The organism is Mesorhizobium sp. Arg314, from assembly GCF_053714275.1.
Genome location: NZ_JBSKBP010000067.1, coordinates 1 through 17,631, shown reverse-complemented (window position 1 = coordinate 17,631; position 17,631 = coordinate 1). Strand labels below are relative to the sequence as shown.

19 protein-coding genes and 1 tRNA gene are annotated in these 17,631 nt (G+C 61.4%); 11 read left to right on the top strand and 9 right to left on the bottom strand.

Going from position 1 to position 17,631, the window contains the following annotated elements; translation table 11 throughout:
* Positions 1-57 precede the first annotated feature (57 nt).
* Both traA and ACWGS9_RS31960 read left to right on the top strand, forming a co-directional pair.
* Complete coding sequence (traA, locus tag ACWGS9_RS31965) at positions 58-3,105, top strand: Ti-type conjugative transfer relaxase TraA (RefSeq protein ID WP_454508978.1); 3,048 nt, start codon at positions 58-60, stop codon at positions 3,103-3,105.
* A 128-nt stretch (positions 3,106-3,233) separates the two neighbouring features.
* On the top strand, positions 3,234-3,437 hold the full coding sequence (locus tag ACWGS9_RS31960; protein WP_454508977.1) for a helix-turn-helix transcriptional regulator: 204 nt from the start codon (positions 3,234-3,236) through the stop codon (positions 3,435-3,437).
* Here ACWGS9_RS31960 and ACWGS9_RS31955 read toward each other — a convergent pair.
* Positions 3,428-3,658: a helix-turn-helix domain-containing protein gene (locus ACWGS9_RS31955; RefSeq protein WP_454508976.1), complete on the bottom strand. Its 231-nt coding sequence runs from the start codon at positions 3,656-3,658 to the stop codon at positions 3,428-3,430. The genes ACWGS9_RS31960 and ACWGS9_RS31955 overlap by 10 nt on opposite strands.
* A gap of 154 nt (positions 3,659-3,812) precedes the next feature.
* Here ACWGS9_RS31955 and ACWGS9_RS31950 point away from each other — a divergent pair, with 154 nt between their 5' ends.
* The 3 genes from ACWGS9_RS31950 to ACWGS9_RS31940 all read left to right on the top strand — a co-directional run bounded on the left by ACWGS9_RS31950 (position 3,813) and on the right by ACWGS9_RS31940 (position 6,540).
* Complete coding sequence (locus ACWGS9_RS31950; RefSeq protein WP_454508975.1) at positions 3,813-4,388, top strand: hypothetical protein; 576 nt, start codon at positions 3,813-3,815, stop codon at positions 4,386-4,388.
* A 128-nt stretch (positions 4,389-4,516) separates the two neighbouring features.
* Entirely contained in the window at positions 4,517-4,828 is a 312-nt protein-coding gene (locus ACWGS9_RS31945; protein WP_454508974.1) for a hypothetical protein, read from the top strand.
* Positions 4,829-4,884: 56 nt separating this feature from the next.
* A complete protein-coding gene (locus ACWGS9_RS31940; RefSeq protein WP_454508979.1) occupies positions 4,885-6,540 on the top strand; it encodes a recombinase family protein in 1,656 nt (551 codons plus the stop codon).
* On the opposite strand, the gene ACWGS9_RS31935 is transcribed toward ACWGS9_RS31940, so the two are convergent.
* Positions 6,497-6,573, bottom strand: a tRNA-Met gene (locus ACWGS9_RS31935). The genes ACWGS9_RS31940 and ACWGS9_RS31935 overlap by 44 nt on opposite strands.
* Positions 6,574-6,826: 253 nt before the next feature.
* On the opposite strand from ACWGS9_RS31935, the gene ACWGS9_RS31930 reads away from it, so the two are divergent.
* On the top strand, positions 6,827-7,792 hold the full coding sequence (locus tag ACWGS9_RS31930; RefSeq protein WP_454508973.1) for a Gfo/Idh/MocA family protein: 966 nt from the start codon (positions 6,827-6,829) through the stop codon (positions 7,790-7,792).
* 72 nt (positions 7,793-7,864) lie between these two features.
* On the opposite strand, the gene mnmA is transcribed toward ACWGS9_RS31930, so the two are convergent.
* Positions 7,865-9,055 carry a tRNA 2-thiouridine(34) synthase MnmA gene (mnmA, locus tag ACWGS9_RS31925; RefSeq protein ID WP_454508972.1) on the bottom strand — a complete coding sequence of 397 codons (1,191 nt, stop codon included), beginning with the start codon at positions 9,053-9,055 and terminating at the stop codon, positions 7,865-7,867.
* A gap of 254 nt (positions 9,056-9,309) precedes the next feature.
* Here mnmA and sciP point away from each other — a divergent pair, with 254 nt between their 5' ends.
* Positions 9,310-9,585: a CtrA inhibitor SciP gene (gene sciP, locus ACWGS9_RS31920; protein ID WP_006203587.1), complete on the top strand. Its 276-nt coding sequence runs from the start codon at positions 9,310-9,312 to the stop codon at positions 9,583-9,585.
* 166 nt (positions 9,586-9,751) lie between these two features.
* Here the strand turns inward: sciP and ACWGS9_RS31915 are convergent, their stop codons facing one another.
* On the bottom strand, positions 9,752-10,678 hold the full coding sequence (locus ACWGS9_RS31915) for an NADP-dependent oxidoreductase (protein WP_454508971.1): 927 nt from the start codon (positions 10,676-10,678) through the stop codon (positions 9,752-9,754).
* 90 nt (positions 10,679-10,768) lie between these two features.
* On the opposite strand from ACWGS9_RS31915, the gene ACWGS9_RS31910 reads away from it, so the two are divergent.
* Positions 10,769-11,167 carry a winged helix-turn-helix transcriptional regulator gene (locus tag ACWGS9_RS31910; RefSeq protein ID WP_454508970.1) on the top strand — a complete coding sequence of 133 codons (399 nt, stop codon included), beginning with the start codon at positions 10,769-10,771 and terminating at the stop codon, positions 11,165-11,167.
* Positions 11,168-11,254: 87 nt separating this feature from the next.
* Here the strand turns inward: ACWGS9_RS31910 and ACWGS9_RS31905 are convergent, their stop codons facing one another.
* Positions 11,255-11,632 carry a flagellar export protein FliJ gene (locus tag ACWGS9_RS31905; protein WP_040989842.1) on the bottom strand — a complete coding sequence of 126 codons (378 nt, stop codon included), beginning with the start codon at positions 11,630-11,632 and terminating at the stop codon, positions 11,255-11,257.
* A gap of 448 nt (positions 11,633-12,080) precedes the next feature.
* Here ACWGS9_RS31905 and ctrA point away from each other — a divergent pair, with 448 nt between their 5' ends.
* Positions 12,081-12,776 carry a response regulator transcription factor CtrA gene (gene ctrA, locus ACWGS9_RS31900; RefSeq protein WP_006203583.1) on the top strand — a complete coding sequence of 232 codons (696 nt, stop codon included), beginning with the start codon at positions 12,081-12,083 and terminating at the stop codon, positions 12,774-12,776.
* A 68-nt stretch (positions 12,777-12,844) separates the two neighbouring features.
* Here ctrA and ACWGS9_RS31895 read toward each other — a convergent pair whose 3' ends face one another.
* The 3 genes from ACWGS9_RS31895 to ACWGS9_RS31885 all read right to left on the bottom strand — a co-directional run bounded on the left by ACWGS9_RS31895 (position 12,845) and on the right by ACWGS9_RS31885 (position 14,338).
* Positions 12,845-13,213 carry a response regulator gene (locus tag ACWGS9_RS31895; protein ID WP_320212523.1) on the bottom strand — a complete coding sequence of 123 codons (369 nt, stop codon included), beginning with the start codon at positions 13,211-13,213 and terminating at the stop codon, positions 12,845-12,847.
* Between the two features lie 229 nt (positions 13,214-13,442).
* Positions 13,443-14,072 carry a histidine phosphotransferase ChpT gene (gene chpT, locus ACWGS9_RS31890; protein ID WP_320212329.1) on the bottom strand — a complete coding sequence of 210 codons (630 nt, stop codon included), beginning with the start codon at positions 14,070-14,072 and terminating at the stop codon, positions 13,443-13,445.
* Between the two features lie 20 nt (positions 14,073-14,092).
* Complete coding sequence (locus tag ACWGS9_RS31885; RefSeq protein ID WP_454508969.1) at positions 14,093-14,338, bottom strand: hypothetical protein; 246 nt, start codon at positions 14,336-14,338, stop codon at positions 14,093-14,095.
* A gap of 116 nt (positions 14,339-14,454) precedes the next feature.
* On the opposite strand from ACWGS9_RS31885, the gene ACWGS9_RS31880 reads away from it, so the two are divergent.
* Together ACWGS9_RS31880 and ACWGS9_RS31875 are read left to right on the top strand one after the other, a co-directional pair.
* A complete protein-coding gene (locus ACWGS9_RS31880; RefSeq protein WP_320212522.1) occupies positions 14,455-14,991 on the top strand; it encodes a DUF1134 domain-containing protein in 537 nt (178 codons plus the stop codon).
* A gap of 134 nt (positions 14,992-15,125) precedes the next feature.
* Positions 15,126-16,268 (top strand): coiled-coil domain-containing protein, encoded by a 1,143-nt coding sequence (locus ACWGS9_RS31875; RefSeq protein ID WP_454508968.1) that lies wholly within the window; start codon positions 15,126-15,128, stop codon positions 16,266-16,268.
* A gap of 345 nt (positions 16,269-16,613) precedes the next feature.
* Here the strand turns inward: ACWGS9_RS31875 and ACWGS9_RS31870 are convergent, their stop codons facing one another.
* Positions 16,614-17,411, bottom strand: a complete 798-nt coding sequence (locus ACWGS9_RS31870; RefSeq protein WP_454508967.1) for a TrmH family RNA methyltransferase — start codon at positions 17,409-17,411, stop codon at positions 16,614-16,616.
* Positions 17,412-17,631: the final 220 nt, after the last annotated feature.

The window sequence follows — 17,631 nt, the reverse complement described above, 5'->3', positions numbered from 1 at the left end:
GCAGCATGAAGGCCGAATCCCTCCTTCCTTTCAACTCCCAACGCACATCTGGTCGCGATGGCGATCTATCATCTTCATGTCAAGGTCATTGGCCGCAAGGCAGGCTCGAGCGCGGTGGCGTCGGCAGCCTACCGCTCGGCCTCGCGGCTGCGCAACGAGCGGATCGAACGCACGCATGATTTCTCGGCCAAGCGCGGCGTCGTCCATTCCGAGGTGATGCTGCCGGAAAACGCGCCAGAAGCCTGGAGCGACCGCGAGCGGCTGTGGAACGATGTTGAAGCGCTTGAGGTCAGGAAGGATGCGCAGCTTGCACGAGAAGTGGAGTTTGCCCTGCCGCGCGAACTCAGCCAGGCACAAGGCATCGAACTGGCGCGCGACTTCGTCCAGGCCGAGTTCGTCAGCCGAGGTATGGTCGCCGATCTCAACGTGCATTGGGACAGGTCGGAGGATGGCAGTCCAAAACCGCATGCCCATGTCATGCTCACCATGCGCTCGATCGATGAGAACGGTTTCGGGGCGAAGGTTCGCGACTGGAATGCTACCCAGGTGGTTGAGCGCTGGCGCGAGCGATGGGCCGAGCTTGCCAATGAGCGCCTTGCCGAACTCGACATCGACGCCCGCATCGATCATCGCAGTCTGGAAGCGCAGGGCATTGCCTTGGAGCCGCAAACCCAGATTGGTGCACCGGCCCAACGCATTGAGGGCAGCGGCCTTGACGCTGCCGGCATTGAAGCAGATCGCGCCGAACTGCATCGCGAGATTGCGCGCAACAATGGCGCGCGGATCATTGCCGATCCTAACCTGGCGTTGGATGCGATCACGCATCAACAATCGACCTTTACCCGAAAGGACATTGCGAAGTTCACGCATCGGCACAGCGACGGAATCGAGCAGTTCAACGAGGTGATGGGCGCCATCACCAACGCACCCGATCTGGTCGAACTCGGCAAGGACGGACGCGGCGAAGACCGTTTCACCACAAGGCAGATGATCGAGACCGAGCAGCGCCTTCACCGCGCTGCGGAGCGTATCGATTTGGACGAGCGACACGCGGTAAGTGACGCACATCGCGAGGCAGCGCTGGCGCGGGCTGCGCAACACGGGCTTGTCCTGTCACGCGAGCAGACCGATGCGCTTGCGCACATCACCGATGGTCACGGTCTTGGTGTCGTTGTCGGTTTTGCCGGAACGGGCAAGAGCGCCATGCTCAGCGTTGCACGCCAGGCATGGGCAGCGGCGGGATACGAGGTTCGAGGCGCGGCACTCTCCGGCATTGCCGCAGAGAATCTCGAAAGCGGATCAGGCATTTCTTCGCGCACCATCGCCAGTATGGAACATGGTTGGGGGCAGGGTCGCGATCTGCTCACCGCCCGCGATGTCCTGGTGATCGATGAAGCTGGCATGGTCGGCACGCGCCAGTTGGAGCGCGTGCTCTCCCATGCGGCGGACGTTGGCGCAAAAGTCGTCCTGGTTGGCGATCCGCAGCAGCTGCAGGCGATCGAAGCGGGCGCTGCATTCCGTTCGATTCACGAACGGCACGGTGGCGTCGAAATCGGTCAAGTACGGCGGCAGCGCGAGGAATGGCAGCGTGATGCAACGCGCGATATGGCAACCGGCAGGATCGGCGCCGCCGTCAGCGCCTACGACGCGCAAGGCATGGTGCATCAGGCGGCAACGCGCGACGAAGCGCGAGGTGAACTCGTAGAGCGCTGGGATCGCGGCAGGCAGGCGCATCCAGAGGAAAGCCGGATCATTCTTACCCACACAAACGACGAGGTTCGCGCGCTCAACCAGGCGGCGCGCGAGCGCATGCGCGCTGCCGGAGATCTCGGCGACGATGTTCAGGTGGATGTGGAACGCGGTGCAAGGAACTTCGCACGCGGCGATCGCGTCGTGTTCCTGCGCAACGAACGCGGACTTGGTGTCAAGAACGGCACGCTTGGTGTGATCGAAGCGGTCAGCGAGCAAAGTATGAGTGTGCGCACGGACGACGGCAGACCGGTGCGGTTCGACTTGAAGGACTACGCCCACATCGATCACGGCTATGCCGCGACCATTCACAAGGCACAGGGCATGACCGTTGACCGCACCCATATCCTAGCGACGCCAGGCATGGATGCGCATGGCAGCTACGTCGCGCTGTCCCGGCATCGCGATGGCACGAATCTGCATTACGGCAGCGATGACTTTGCCACACGGGACCGGCTGGTACGCTCCCTGTCACGCGACCGCGCCAAGGACATGGCGTCGGACCACGAGCAGATCGATCCGGCGCAAAGCTATGCCGAGCGGCGCGGAATAACATTCCGCGAGCGTGTGGTCGAGATCGTGCGCCGGATCGTGCCGGAGAAGCTGCGCGAGAGGATCGGCGAGTTGCTGGACGGGTGGCGCTCGCCCGGCGACGCCGAGCCCGGCCAGGAACGTGGGCAGAGGCCGGGAGGGGAAGATGTTAGAGCGCAAATCGGAGCTGCCGGCCCCACGCCTGAAAGAGATGCGTCCATCAAGGGAGTGTGGCGCGACACGGATACGCCGGTGGACCCAGAAGCGGCGTTGCGCAGCGCTCGCACGAAGGCGCTTGTTCGTCACGCGCGCGCGATCGACGCGATCCTCCGCAGCGGAAATGCGGAGGGGCAGGGCAGTCCCGAGCAGGTACGCGAATTGAGGGATGCCCGCAGCGCGTTCGAGAAGGTGCGACCGCATGGTTGGCGCGATGCCGAAGCGGCTTACGCGAAGAGTCCCGAGCTTGTCCGTGAGGCAGGGGCCGGCCGCGTCAATCGCATCGTCCTTGCTCTTCAGCTTGAAACGGAAATCCGCACCGGGATGGACATCGATCCGAGCCGCCAGGCCGACCGTTTCGTGGAACGCTGGCAAAAGCTCGACCGGACAAGCCAGGGCCAATACCAGGCTGGCGACATGTCCGGCTACAAATCAACGCGGTCGGCCATGTCCGACATGGCCAAGAGCCTCGAACGCGATCCTCAGCTTGAATCGCTACTTGCCAACCGCAAGCGTGATCTCGGCATTCACACCGATTCTGGCCGCCGCCTTGGCGCGGAACTCGCGTTCAGCCACGGCATTGGCAGAGGACGCGGCATCGGGATCTAAACCCCTCCGATTTGCCGCCGTTTCCACGCCGCAGGCGGGTGAGGCGGCAAATCTGCTTGCCTCCAGCATTGGTTCGTCCTGTCTGTCCCAAGAGATGCCAGCAACAACCAGTGAAAAGCAGGCGTGCTATGTCTGTGCCGGATCGTATCCTACGCCTCAAAACCGTCCTTAACCGGACCGGCCTGTCCCGCTCTACCATCTATCGCAAGATCGCCGAAGGGACGTTCCCGGCCCAGATCAAGATCAGCATCAACGGGGCGGGCTGGCATGAATCCGACATCAATCGGTGGGTCGACAATCCGGTGGCATGGCGAACTGGGCGTCAGTTCTGATTGCGAGACAAACGCACGCCTGGGCCGCCACCATTCTCTGGAATGAATTCTATCCCGGCAGCTTCAAATGTGTTCCGGAGTGCAGCAACGGTAGTCTCCTTTAGTTGTTCTCCCCGTTCAAAGCGGGCAACGGTATCAGGTGAGACCCCGGCATTTCGAGCCAAATCCCTTGTCCCCCAACCAAGGGCAACTCGCGCCATCTTGCACTGGATGACGTTCATTTCGTAACGTCGATACGATTTTCGTTGATCTGCGCCGTCATCTGAGATATCGTAACCCTGATACGATTATAGGAGTCGCTTACTGCGGCTGCTGATGGTGTCATGACCACCTTCAGCAGCCTTGCCACGCCCCAAGCTGTCAGGAGCTCGGATTATGACTGATTCCGACAATAGCACGACTTTGCCTTCCGTCATCCGCACCGAACTTTCTCGCGCAACAACCGACCCTGCCGTCGCAGTGTGGCGCGAATGGCAAGCCGCTCATGAAGAGACCGATCGATTGAGCCGCGAGCAGCAGCATCTGGAGCGGATGCTCGTCGAAGAAGTCGGCTTTCCCAACGTGATGATCCAATTGTCAGATGATACGACCGCGCCGGCTTCCCATGAGTCCCTTCGCGGTGTGCTCGGCGTCGGATCTATGGAGACGGAGGCAGCTGCGAAGGTCGTGGCCGATTTGGCGGTTCATCAGGCGCGCTGGGAGGCCTATGACCGGGCGATTGGCTATTCTGCCGCGTTGCGTGCTGAAAGTGAGGCAGCCGGTCAGGCGGAGACGTTGCTTGAGGCACTGTCAGAAACGCCAGCCATCTCCCTTGCCGGCGTCGCAGCGAAGCTTGATGCCATACTCAGGGAAGGGCAGCCGTCGAAGGACGATGCCGAGTTTCCTTGGCCACAAATCCGCTCTGTCTTGGAGGATATTGGTCGGATGGGTGGGCGGCCAGAGCCAAGCTGAACGCGCACGACCGGTTCGAGTACTTGGCCGCTTCCCCATCCTCGCAAGTCGGCAATGTCGTCGAGACCATCAAGTCCGGCGATGGCTAGGTGCTGCATTCGTCTGACGTGGCGACCTTGGGCGCTGCCATGGCCGGCATCGATCCGGCGACCTCGCCGACCGGATCGGACATCCAGCCCAACGATCCGCGGCTCAGGTCGCGGATTTCCGAAAAACACGCCTTGCTATCCATTTCCGCGACCAATCGATTTGATGGCTTTTCTCATCTCCCGTATGTGCACATCTGGGAGACATGGACCAACATCATGATGTCCGCAGGATCGAAGGAGGCCACGCATTCCGCGGACTGCAATTTGCCGCGGGAGCGCAGCCGTGCAGTAGCGAGCGCTACCCGCAATGGTTGTGAAATCACAAAAAAGGACCTTGTTCCGATCGCCTGATAGAGCGATTCTGCGCCTTGCAAGCGCTCTCGCTCGCCAAGCGGCCCGCGAAGACCATGCGCGTGAACAGGCCGAGAAAACTCATGAATCGGACCGCGATCTATGCACGCTTCTCAACCGACCTCCAGAATGAGCGATCGATAGACGATCAACTCGCTTTATGCCGTGCATACGCAGAGCGTGAGGGGTTGAACGTTGTCGCAACGTTTGACGATAGAGCACGCTCCGGTGGCTCCGTCTTGGGCCGCGACGGTTTACTTCACCTCATGGACAAAGCGCGTGAGCACGAATTCGACGTGCTCGTCGTAGAGGCACTTGATCGGCTCTCGCGCGACATGGAAGACCTTGCGGGTATTCACAAGCGGCTTTCTTTTCTAGGCATCGAAATTCGTGCCGTCCACGAAGGCGTAGTGAACACGGTCTTGGTCGGCCTACGCGGACTAGTTGGCCAACTCTACCGGGAGGACATCGCTCACAAAGTCCGTCGGGGCCAGGCCGGCCGAGTCAATAAGGGGCTTCATGCCGGAGGATTAACCTATGGCTACTCTTATGTGCTCGGCGACCCTGGAAAGCGGCTGATCGCCGAGGACGAAGCGGAGATCGTGCGTCGTATCTTCAGGGAGTATGTCGGTGGACAGACCCCGCGTGACATCGCCCACAAACTCAACAGCGACCGCATACCACCGCCTCGTGGCCGAGCCTGGAATGCTTCTACTATCAATGGAAATGTGCAGAGAGGGACGGGGCTGCTTCACAATGAGCTTTATGCTGGCCGCCTGATCTGGAACAGGGTCAGAATGATCAAGGATCCTGACACGGGGAAACGTGTCTCGCGTCCAAATCCCAAGGGTGAATGGCGAGTAGTCGCAGTACCGGACCTCGCCATTGTTTCGTCCGACCTGTTCGACGCAGCACAAGCACGCAAGACGGCGCGTGCAACCACCCATCCAAGCCATCAACGCCGAGCACGGCATATGTTGACTGGGCTCTTGAGGTGCGGTGCCTGTGGTGCGGGAATGTCGTCAAAAGGCATGGACAAGTCCAAGCGCACTCGCATCCGCTGTTCGGCCGCGACAGAAAGCGGAACGTGCGCTGATCCGAGGACCTTCTATTTGGATACGGTCGAAATTGCAGTTCTGAACGGGCTTACCACCGAGTTGCGCCACCCTGAAGTGATTGCCCAGTACGTCCAGACGTACCATGAAGAACGGAAGCGCTTGGCCGCCGATACCGATGCCAGGCGCACCCGTTTGGAGCGCCGGCTTGAAGAGCTAACCCGGGAGATCGAGCGACTGGTCAACGCCATTGCCAAGGGCTACGGCGACCCAGCCGTACTGGGACCGCAATCAACGACGCTGCATGAAGAGCGAAAGTGCATTTTGGCCGAGTTGGATCAGGTGCCCGCCGCGGTCGGAGTGATCGCGCTGCATCCGGCGGTGCTGGCACGCTACGAGGGACAACTGAACCTGCTTCAGGCAGGGCTTGCCAAGGGCATTGCTACCGGCGATTCCGAATCTGCAGAGGCGATGCGGGACCTGATCGAGACCGTCACGGTGTTTCGAGATCCATCGAGGATCGGCGGAGTCCAAGTCGAAATCGCTGGGCGGCTAACGGCACTCTTGGGCGAGGGTGCCTTCCCCCACGGCGTCAAAGGAGTGGGGGGAATGGTGGTAGCGGGAGAGGGACTTGAACCCCCGACCCCAGGATTATGATTCCCGTGCTCTAACCAACTGAGCTACCCCGCCAGGGCGGCAAATGGCTCGAAAAAACCGTCCTGAATGGATGGGTATTTCAAGGCGTTCGCCAAGGTCGCGCGGATATAAGGTTGGGAGGGTGAGCCTGTCAAGCTTGGAAGCGGCCGACATGCCTGCATAATCTGGCCAGCATAATCTCATCCCAGAAAAGCTTTGCCGGGCAGGCACTCGGCGCATGTCGCGGGGTTGAGTTCGGCGGAGCACGTCGCTATGTCTCGGCCATGAAATTCTAGAGTTTGAGCGAATGAAGCCGCGCATCGCCGTCCTCGGTTGCGGATACTGGGGCAGCAACCATATCCGCACCCTCAAGGCGCTTGGCGCGCTCCACGCCGTTTCCGACGCCAACCGCGCCCGCGCGGAAGGTTTCGCCAGCGAGCAGGATTGCCTGGCGATCGAGCCGGACAAGCTGTTCGAGCGAGCCGACATCGACGCCATCGTCATGGCGCTGCCGCCGCAGTTTCATGCCGACACCGCGGTGCGCACCGTCGAAAGCGGCAAGGACGTGCTGGTGGAAAAGCCGATCGCGCTGACGGTCGCGGACGCCGAGCGCGCGGTGAAGGCGGCGAAAGACAATGGCCGCGTCTTCATGGTCGGCCATGTGCTGCGCTTCCATCCTGCCTTCGAGACATTGAAGGCGCTGATCGACAACGGCGAGCTCGGCGACGTGCGCTACATCCATTCGCATCGGCTCGGCCTCGGCAAGTTCCATACCGAAAACGACGCGCTCTGGGATCTGGCGCCGCACGACCTGTCGATGATTCTCGCCATCACCGGCACCGAGCCGATCGAGGTGAGAGGCGAGGGGGCAGCGCTGCTCGACAATCTCAGCGATTTCGCACATCTCCATATGCGCTTCCCGAACGGCCTGCGCAGCCATCTCTTCGCCTCGCGCCTCAATCCCTATCGCGAGCGACGTCTCACGGTCGTCGGCACCAAGGCGATGGCGGTGTTCGACGACGTCGAGCCGTGGGAGCGCAAGCTTGCCGTCTATCGCCACGCGGTCTGGCAGGACAGCGGCCAATGGGCCTTCACCGCCAACGAGCCTTCCTACGTGCCGGTCGGCGAAGGCATGCCGCTGACGCGCGAGCTAGCCCATTTCATGCAATGCATCGCGACGCGCGCCGAGCCGCGCACCGACGGCGAGGAAGCGATCCGGGTGCTGCGAATCCTGACCGCCGGCACGGTGATCCATACCGGCTCAACCGCCTGAGCCTGTCCTAATCAATCGCGATACGCCTGAAATTCGAGTCGCCCGAAAAGTCAGTGGGCCAAAAGCCGGGATTTATTCGGCCGGGATCTGCGCCGGCCTGGCGGCAAGCCGGGACAGCATGGCCTCGGCCTCGGCGCCGCGCTCGGAGCGCTCGATGAAGCCGCCGCCGAAGACACGCGCCTCGTTGCCGTCGTCGCAATAGAGCACGCAGGCCTGTCCGGGCGCGATGCCGGACTCGCCGTCGGCCAGCTCGACCGAAGTCACGCCGTTGCGGTGATGCAGCACGGCCGGGCGCGGCGGCCTGGTCGAGCGGACCTTGGCGAAGAGCTCGATCCCGCCGGCCGGAACGTTAGACAGAGGTCCATCGCCCAGCCAGTTCATGTTGCGCAGGTAGATCTTGTGCGTCTCCAGCGCCTCGCGCGGGCCGACGATGACACGCGCGCGGTCGGCGTCGAGATGAACGACATAGAGCGGCTCGCCGGAGGCTATGCCGATGCCGCGGCGCTGGCCGATCGTGTAGCGCAGGATGCCTTCATGGCGGCCGAGCACGCGGCCGTCGATATGGACGATGTCGCCGGGATTGGCGGCCGCCGGCTTCAGCTTGGCGATGATGTCGGAATATTTGCCCTGCGGCACGAAGCAGATGTCCTGGCTGTCCTGCTTGGCGGCGACGGTCAGCCCCATTTCCTCGGCAATCGCACGCACCTGCGGCTTCGGCAGGCCGCCGAGCGGGAAGCGCAGGTAATCGATCTGCGCCTGGGTGGTGGCGAACAGGAAATAGCTCTGGTCGCGGTCGGCGTCGACAGGCCGGTAGAGCGCGCGATGCGCGCCGTTGGCGCGCGAACGGATATAGTGGCCGGTGGCCAAAGCGTCGGCGCCGAGATCCTGGGCGGTCGCTAGCAGGTCGGCGAACTTCACTGTCTGGTTGCAGGAAACGCAAGGGATGGGGGTCTCGCCGGCGACATAGCTCTCGGCGAAAGGATCGATCACCGCCTTGCGGAAGCGCTCCTCGTAATCGAGCACGTAATGCGGGATGCCGAGCGTCTCCGAGACGCGGCGCGCATCGTCGATATCCTGCCCGGCGCAGCAGGAGCCTGCGCGGTGGGTGGCCGCGCCGTGGTCGTAAAGCTGCAGCGTCACGCCGACGACGTCATAGCCTTCACGCTTCAGGATGCCGGCAACCACCGACGAATCGACACCGCCCGACATCGCGACGACGACGCGGGTTTCTTCGGGGCGGCGGGGAAGATCGAGGCTGTTCATGGTGCTTTCACTGTGCGGCGCTCAATGCCAATGGCCGGAATATAGGTCAAGCGCCACGCTTGCGCCAGCTTGCGGGTCAAGACGGGTTTATGGGCAAAAACAGTGCCTGGAGGCCGTTGTTTCAAATCCTAAACGAAATCCTAACCGGGCGTTCACGATCCTTACCTAGTGGTTAGGGTTCGCTTAGGCAATTTTTAAAGCTGTGGCGGTACTGTGGCGGGGATTGGGTCTTTGAGTTTTTAGTAGAGAGTACGATGACCGATCTGGTTAGACCTAGAGTCAAGTATGTTATTGGGCCCGACGGCAGCCCTCTTACAATCGCCGATCTGCCGCCGACGAACACGCGGCGCTGGGTTATCCGGCGCAAGGCGGAAGTGGTCGCTGCGGTGCGCGGTGGTCTGCTCAGCCTTGAGGAAGCCTGCCAGCGCTACAAGCTCACCACCGAAGAATTTCTCTCCTGGCAAGCATCGATCGACGAATACGGCCTTGCCGGGCTGCGCACGACGCGTATCCAGCAATACCGGCACTAATGCATGTCGCCCAGAAGTGTACGCGGTTCTGGGACAACGACATACATAAAACCAAGGACTTAAAGCGCGTCGCCTGAATCCGTTTCAGCGCGACGCGCTTTAGACTGGATAGCCGTAAACCGAAAAGGGCGCGGTGTTCCGCGCCCTTTTCGCCTTTGTAAAAGCCTCAGACCGTCAGCACAATTTTGCCGATCGGCCGTGTGGCGAGGAACGCATGGGCGACCCCCGCCTGGTCGAGCGGAAAAGCCTTCGCCACATGGACCGCGAGCTTCCCGGCATCGACCAGCCTGGCAAGCTCGACAAGGCCTTCCCGGTCGGGCGTGACCGATATCCGCCCGATACGGATGTTTCGTTCCTTGGCCTTTGCCTTGACCGCGTCGGGGACATTGAGCAGCGACACCAGGACGCCGCCGTCGCGCAGCACCTTCAGCGATTCCCCGGCATGGTCGCCGCCGACGGTCTCCAGCACCAGGTCGAGGCCGGAGACCTTTCCGGTGAAATCGCCTTTCGTGTAGTCGATGACCTCATCGGCGCCGAGCGAGCCCACATAATTCTTCTTGTCGGAGCTGGCGGTCGAGGCCACCCAGGCGCCGTGCGCCTTGGCGATCTGCACCGCCAGATGGCCGACGCCACCGGCGCCGGCATGGATCAGCACGCGTTGTCCTGCCTCCAGGGCGCCATGGCGGATGAGGCCTTGCCAGGCCGTCAGACCAGCCAGCGGCAACGCCGCGGCATGCGCATGGTCGATGGCGGCGGGTTTCGCGGCGATCTCGTCCGCCGGCGCCGCGGCAAGCTCGGCATAGGCCCCGGCCTGCTTGGGAAAGCGCGGCATGCCGAATACGTCGTCACCGACTTTGAAGACGGTCACGCCGTCGCCGAGCGCCGTGACGGTCCCTGAAATATCCCAACCGAGAATGAACGGCGGCTCGCCGAGCAGCGGGTAGAAACCGCCGCGCACGGCGCCGTCGACCGGATTGATGCCCGCCGCCTTGACGCGGACGAGCACTTCACCGGGCCTGGGTGAGGGGTCGGGCTGCTCAGCCACGAAAAGGACCTCGGGTCCGCCGACGGCATTCTGGATAACGGCACGCATGGAAGCCTCCTGTTGGATCGATGTGCCGCTATCATTTGGATAGTAATATGCCATTGTCTAGTATGTACCTTTTCTATATATAGGCACCTCATGGATAGTAGTGAGACACCATTTGGCTACGATGCGTTCCGGCGCACCTGCCCGTCGCATACCGTGCTCGAGATGCTGGCCAGCAAATGGGTTTATCTCACCGTTTGCGCATTGCGGCGCGGCCGGCTGCGCAATGGCGAGCTGGCGCGCAAGCTGGAGGGCATCACGCCCAAGATGCTGACGCAGACGCTGCGTGTGCTGGAGCGAGACGGCCTTGTCCGGCGCGAGGTGTTTCCGGTCATCCCGCCGCGCGTGGAGTATGAATTGACGGAGCTTGGCCAGAACCTGGCGGGGCTGCTCAACCAGATCCGGTCGTGGGCGGAAGAGCATACGCCGGAAATCAAGGATGCCCGGGTCCGGGCATCGGCTGTTCATGGCGAGATGGCGGCTGCGTCCTGAAGCCGGCGGCGAGGCCGATTCGACCGGCGGTCGGTTCTGAAAATGCCGGTATGTCTGCGGCAACGACTTTCAAAAAATGCGCGGCGATCAGCCGATCATGGCGCTGCGGCCGCCTGTTTCGGCCTCGCGGATCTTGGTGTCCCGCGATTCCAGCATCTCCGCCTTGGACAGCTCCGCTTCAGCTTCGCCGAGTAATGATTCGGCAGTGCTTCGCTGCTGGGCGAGGTCGCTTTGTGAATTCCTGAGGTTGTCGCGGCGCAGGCGCGCCGCCTTGGCGAAGGTCGGATAGGCGAAATGGTTGATGTCGGTGATGCCGGCTTTTTTCTCTTCGGCGATGATCTGCGCTTCCAGCTCAACGGCCATGCGCTCGAACTCGGCGATCATCATGTCCAGCTGCAAAAGCTGCCGCCGCTTCTCATTCACCTGAAATTGCTTCAGCCGAACGAGGTTTTCACGTGACTTCATGACTCGATACTCCGCAAACGCACACCTGCATACCCGTCCAATCCGCCCGGAACGACCCGAGCGCCGCCGGTTTCCCCCGGCTTTCCCTGGGCTATGGGAAACAAAGCCCTAAAGATTTTTGCCGGCGGTAACCATTCGTTTACGGGCATTGTTAATCATACGGACGAGGACTTAAGGCCGGGTAAAAATTCCGGCTGCGGCGGGAAGCCCGGGCCAACGAGTCTCTGGAGTCACTTAGGCTGATTTTTTAATGTGGTGCGTTAGCGATTTTGGTCTGTGATTCGTTATTAGATTCAAGTGGGTGTAGAAAGGGGTTAAAAAATCTGGTATCGTGGATGGCACGAAATTAGGATTTGTTAACCAGTCGGTGGCACCTTCTGTTCAGGCAATCACTGCTCCGGGTCCGGACGGGTCGTGACACGGTCCGGCAGCAGAAAAGGGGAATGAAATGCGTGTTCTGCTGATTGAAGATGACAGTGCAACCGCACAAAGCATCGAACTGATGCTGAAATCGGAAAGCTTCAACGTCTATACGACCGATCTCGGCGAAGAAGGCGTCGACCTCGGCAAGCTCTATGATTACGACATCATCCTTCTTGACCTCAATCTCCCCGATATGTCGGGCTATGAAGTCCTGCGCACGCTGCGCCTTTCCAAGGTCAAGACGCCGATCTTGATCCTCTCCGGCATGGCCGGCATCGAGGACAAGGTGCGCGGCCTCGGCTTCGGCGCCGACGATTATATGACCAAGCCCTTCCACAAGGACGAGTTGGTGGCGCGCATCCATGCCATCGTGCGCCGTTCCAAGGGTCATGCCCAGTCGGTCATCACCACCGGCGACCTGGTGGTCAATCTCGACGCCAAGACGGTCGAGGTCGGCGGCCAGCGCGTGCACCTGACCGGCAAGGAATACCAGATGCTGGAGCTGCTCTCGCTGCGCAAGGGCACGACGCTCACCAAGGAAATGTTCCTCAACCACCTCTATGGCGGCATGGACGAGCCGGAGCTGAAGATTATCGACGTCTTCATCTGCAAGCTGCGCAAGAAGCTCGACGCTGCGTCCGGCGGCCAGAACTACATCGAGACGGTGTGGGGCCGCGGCTATGTGTTGCGCGAACCGGAAGATATCCGCGTCAGCGCGTAAAGCGAGCGGACGATTTCAAGGAAAACCCGGCTCAGGCCGGGTTTTTTGTTTGAAATGCTTCCAGCGAATCAGGCGGCGATTTTCAGGACGCGGAAGCTTTCGAGCAATTGAGCCCGGTTGAAGGGTTTCAACAGATAGCCTTGTGCGCCGGCACGCTTGGCGCGCATGATCGCCGCGACGTCGACCTCGACCAGCGACACCAGGATCTGCGGCTTGATGGGACTTTCCATGGCGCGGAGGCGGCGAATGAGGTCCGCTGCCTGGATGTCGGCAAGACCGCCGTCGATGACGATGACATCCGGCATGTCGCTGGCACAGATTTCGGCCGCCTCGACCCCGCTCGACGCCTCGACGACAATCAAGTCCGAGCCGCCAAGAATGCGTTTTGCAACCTTCCTGATGACGCTCGAATCATCGACGAACAGGCAGCGCTTCATGTCCGGGTCCTCTTTGCCATCTACCGAACTGGCACCCTCCGGGTAACCGGTGAGCACCATAGGCCAATCTGGTAAAGAAGCCGAAAAGCCGTTAGGTAAAGTTTTTCCAAAGAGGCGTATCGCGCCGTTTTGAGCTGCGGCGTCTTCACTGCAATGGGTGCGGACATTGCCGCGCCTGCATTGTGGATGCAAATATTGGCGACAAGCGATACTTTGTCGTTTCTTGATATTATGCAGCCGTGAGCACGATCTCTTCGGCGGTCGCGTGGATCGAGATCGTCATATTGGCCTCACGCGCCAGAAGCAGCGTGTAGTAGGGCTGGACCGAATGGGCGTCGATCGGCTCCTCCGGCTTGTGACCGGAATGCAGTTCGAGAAATTTCGGCGGCACACGCAGCATCGGGCCGCTGGCCGACAGCGAAAAACGCGGCTCGGTTTCGAGATTTTCCAGCGTGATCACCAGCTTGCCGCCGCGCGGGATGGCCGCATGGGCGACGAGGATGAGGTTGAGCAGCAGCTTGACCTTGTTCTTGGGCAGCAGCGCGCGGGAGCCGTTCCATATCAGTTCCGGCTTTTCGTTCTTCAAGAAGGCGATGGCCACGGCTTCGGCATCGCCGGTGTCGATCATCATGCCGGCGGAACCCGCGGCGCCAAAGGCGATGCGGGCAAACTGCAGTCGCGCCGAGGCGTTTTTGGCGCTCTGGCGAATGAGCTTCATGGCGTCTTCGTCGGCGCCGCCTTCGTCGAGCAGTTCCAGTCCGTTGTTGATTGCGCCGACCGGCGAAATGATGTCGTGGCAGACACGGCTGCAAAGCAGCGCGGCGAGATCGGGCGCGGAAAGGGTAAAGAGCTCGGCCATCGGTGAAATCCCTGCTTAAGTCAGTTGTTCATGGCCGAGCGACCGTTTTCGCGCCTGCCCACACGAATCACGCGCTTTCCAAGACTTTCTGAATACACAGCGCCCGAGCGTGCATCAACAAATCCAAAATTGTCGACGGCGAAAATGGTGTGTCCACAGCGGGAAAACCCATCGCCGGGCGAAAGCGCAGCCTTCGAACCGCCATCTTCCTGTGAGAGTTTAATGGTTGAAAAAGGATTACGGCATAATTTGCCCGTGATAGCCACCCTGAACGGCCGCCAAGAGCCGCAGGGGTGCGAGGCGTCGGCGAAAGTGCTCCCTGACGGAGATTGGAAGCATGTTTTCCCGATACTACGACCGGACGTTCGTCCGTGTCCTCACCATGACCATCACACTCCTGGCGGCTTTTGTCCTTTCGACCTCGGCGTCACGGGCCCAGCAGTACACCGCTCAGGAGATCGTCGATTCCGGTCATAAATTCTTCGGCGAGACGTCCGGGGGACTGGCCACCGTGGTCGAGAAGATCTTTGCCTCCTACGGCCTGCCCAACGGCTACCTGCTGGGCGAGGAAGGTTCCGGCGCCTTGATCGGCGGCCTGACCTATGGCGAAGGCACGCTCTACACCAAGAACGCCGGCGACCATAAGGTGTTCTGGCAAGGTCCATCGCTCGGCTGGGATTTCGGCGGCGAGGGATCGCGGGTGATGATGCTGGTCTACAACCTCGACGACATCAGCAGCCTCTATAACCGCTTCGGCGGCGTTGCCGGCTCGGCCTATGTGATTGCGGGTGTCGGTTTCAACGTGTTGCAGAGCAACCGTGTGCTGATCGTGCCGATCCGTACCGGCGTCGGCGCCCGCCTCGGCGTCAATCTCGGCTATCTGAAGCTCACCGAAAGGCCGACCTGGAACCCGTTCTGATCGGGTCCTGCTCGTTACAATCGCTCGGACAGTGCTGATCGCGCCGCGGCGAGCTCTTGCCGCGGCGTTGAATTTCCGCCATGCCAAGGTGGAACAAGCCAGCGATTGCCGTTCCGTAAAGTGGATAGAACGCCTTGGTCCAGTCGGTCCTGTTCTTCGTACTCGGTTTCCTTTGCGCCGCTTTTCTGGTGTCGCTGATCGCGCCGGCTGTCTGGCGGCGGGCCGTGGTCCTGACGCGCAGGCGCCTCGAGGCCTCGCTGCCGCTGACGCCCGCCGAAATCCTGGCGGACAAGGACCGGGTCCGGGCGGAATATGCCATGACGACGCGCCGGCTGGAGATAACCGTCAAGAACCTGCAGGAGAAGGCGGCCGAACAGCTGGTCGAGATCGGTCGCGGGCGCGAGGCCTTGAAGGGGCTCGCGGTCGAAAGGAAGGACAAGAACCAGGCGCTCTCCGATCTGCAGGCCAAAAATGCGGAGCTCAGGCAGCGCGAGGAGGACTTGCACCGGCTGTCGGAAAAGCACGCACAGACAGAGCGGGCATTGGAGAAACGTGCGCTGGAGTTGCAAAAGCTCGAGCAGATGTATGACGACGCCAGCTTCTCGTCCTCGAACCGCCAGATCGAGCTGGTTGCGCGCGAATCGGAACTGGAAAAACTCGCCAGCGACATCGCGATGCTGCGCGGCCAGCGCAAGGAGGCGGACAGGCGAAACCAGGAAGTCGCCTCGGAAAGCAAGGTCGCGCGCGAAGCTTTGAAGGTCGAGAAGAAGAAAACGGCCGAGCTCGACAAGAAGGTCGAGCGGCTGCTCGCTACGCTAGCCGACCGCGAGGAAAAGCTCGACCGGCGCGAGAAGGACCTAGCTCGAACGCGCGAACGTTCGAAAGAGACCGCCGTCGCGAACGGCGTTGCACGGCTGGCCGCTGACGGCGATGTGAAAAGCGACGATGTCGACAAGGCAATCGCCAAGCTCGAGGGCGACCGGGAACGGCTGGAGGCAAGGCTGGCGGCGCTGGCGCGCGAGAACAAACGGCTGAAAACCGATCTTGCGGCCTCGGGGACAGCAATGCCCGACTCGGCAGGCGACGCGCGCCCCGGTGCCGGCCTTCGCGAACAAATGAACGAACTGGCGGCCGAGGTCGTCAACCTGACGATGAAACTCGACGGGCCGGATTCCCCTATCGCCAAGGCCCTGGCGGGCGACGGGCAGCAAAATGGGCGCGGCATCAGTCTTGCCGACCGGGTGAGGGCTTTGCAGAAAGCCGGCTCGACCAACTGAGGTGTGTTGAGAATTCAGGTGAGGCCGGCCTGCAAATGCCGGCTTCCTGCGCTTCCCGTGCTCACGTACTTTAAGTACGCTCCGCTCCGGCCTTCGCCGGCCGAAGCCCTCACAAGTGTCTCCGTCTATGAAGGCTACGGCCGGTTCTCGGAATCCGCCATTTTCGACTCGGCCTGACCTAAAGCGCGTCGCGCTGAAACGGATTCAGGCGACGCGCTTTAAGTCTTTGTTTTGATGCATGTCGTTGTCCCAGAACCGCTGTACACTTCTGGGCGACATGCATTGAATTCTCAACACACCTCAAAGCGTCGCAGCTATTCGGGCTCCTGGTTGCTTTGTAGGCCGCTACCGGTTCCAAAAATGATGCAGGGCGATAGCCGAGGCTGCCGCGACGTTCAGGCTGTCGAAGCCTTCTGCCATGCCGATTCTCACAGTGTGGAGTTGGGCAAGCATATCCGGCGGCAGGCCTTCGCCTTCGGTGCCGAGATAGAGTGCGAGCCTGGCCGAACGCTCCGCGGCGCGGATGTCGACGTTTCCGCGCGGCGCGAGAGCGAACTGGCTGAAGCCAACCCGATCGAGCGTCGCGATGAAGGTTCCGCTATCGCCGAAGGACGCAAAGGGAACCTTCAGCGCGGCGCCGACCGAAACGCGGATTGCCTTGCGGTAGAGCGGATCGCAGCAGGTCTGATCGAGCAGCACGGCGTCCGCGCCGAAGGCCGCGGCATTGCGGAAGATCGCCCCCATATTGTCGTGATTGGATATGCCGACCAGGACGACGACCAACGCGTGCTGAGGCAAGGCTTCCACCAGAACCTCGGCGGGCGACGGATCGCCACGGACGCCGATCGCCAGGATGCCGCGATGCATGTGGAAGCCGGCGATCCGGTCCATGACCTCACCGGCGGCAACATAGACTGGAAAATCCGAAGGCGCCTTGCGCAAGACCGCCTGCAAGCCGGCCAGCCTGTTTTCGAGAATGAGGGCCGACTCGGCGGCGAAGCGCCCGGTCGACAGCAAGAGGTCCAGCACCACCTTGCCTTCGGCGACGAAGCGCCCGTGTCGGCCGACGAGGTCGCGCTCGCGGATGTCGAGATAGGCGGCGACGCGCGGGTCCTGTGGATCGTCGATAGGGATGAGATTCATGCACGCCTCGCCGGACAGAGCATTTCACCGTTTCACCGAAACGGTGAACCGCTCTATCTCGTTGTTTTGACGCAATTCCGGACGGACAGCTACGGCGAGGTCGCCAAGCCTAAAGCGCGTCGCGCTGAACCGGATTCAGGCGTCGCGCTTTAACAGGCTGCTGAAAAACGTTTTTGGTCCGGCCGACTCGTGGCTTTGATTCTGTTTTGTTCGCTTTTCG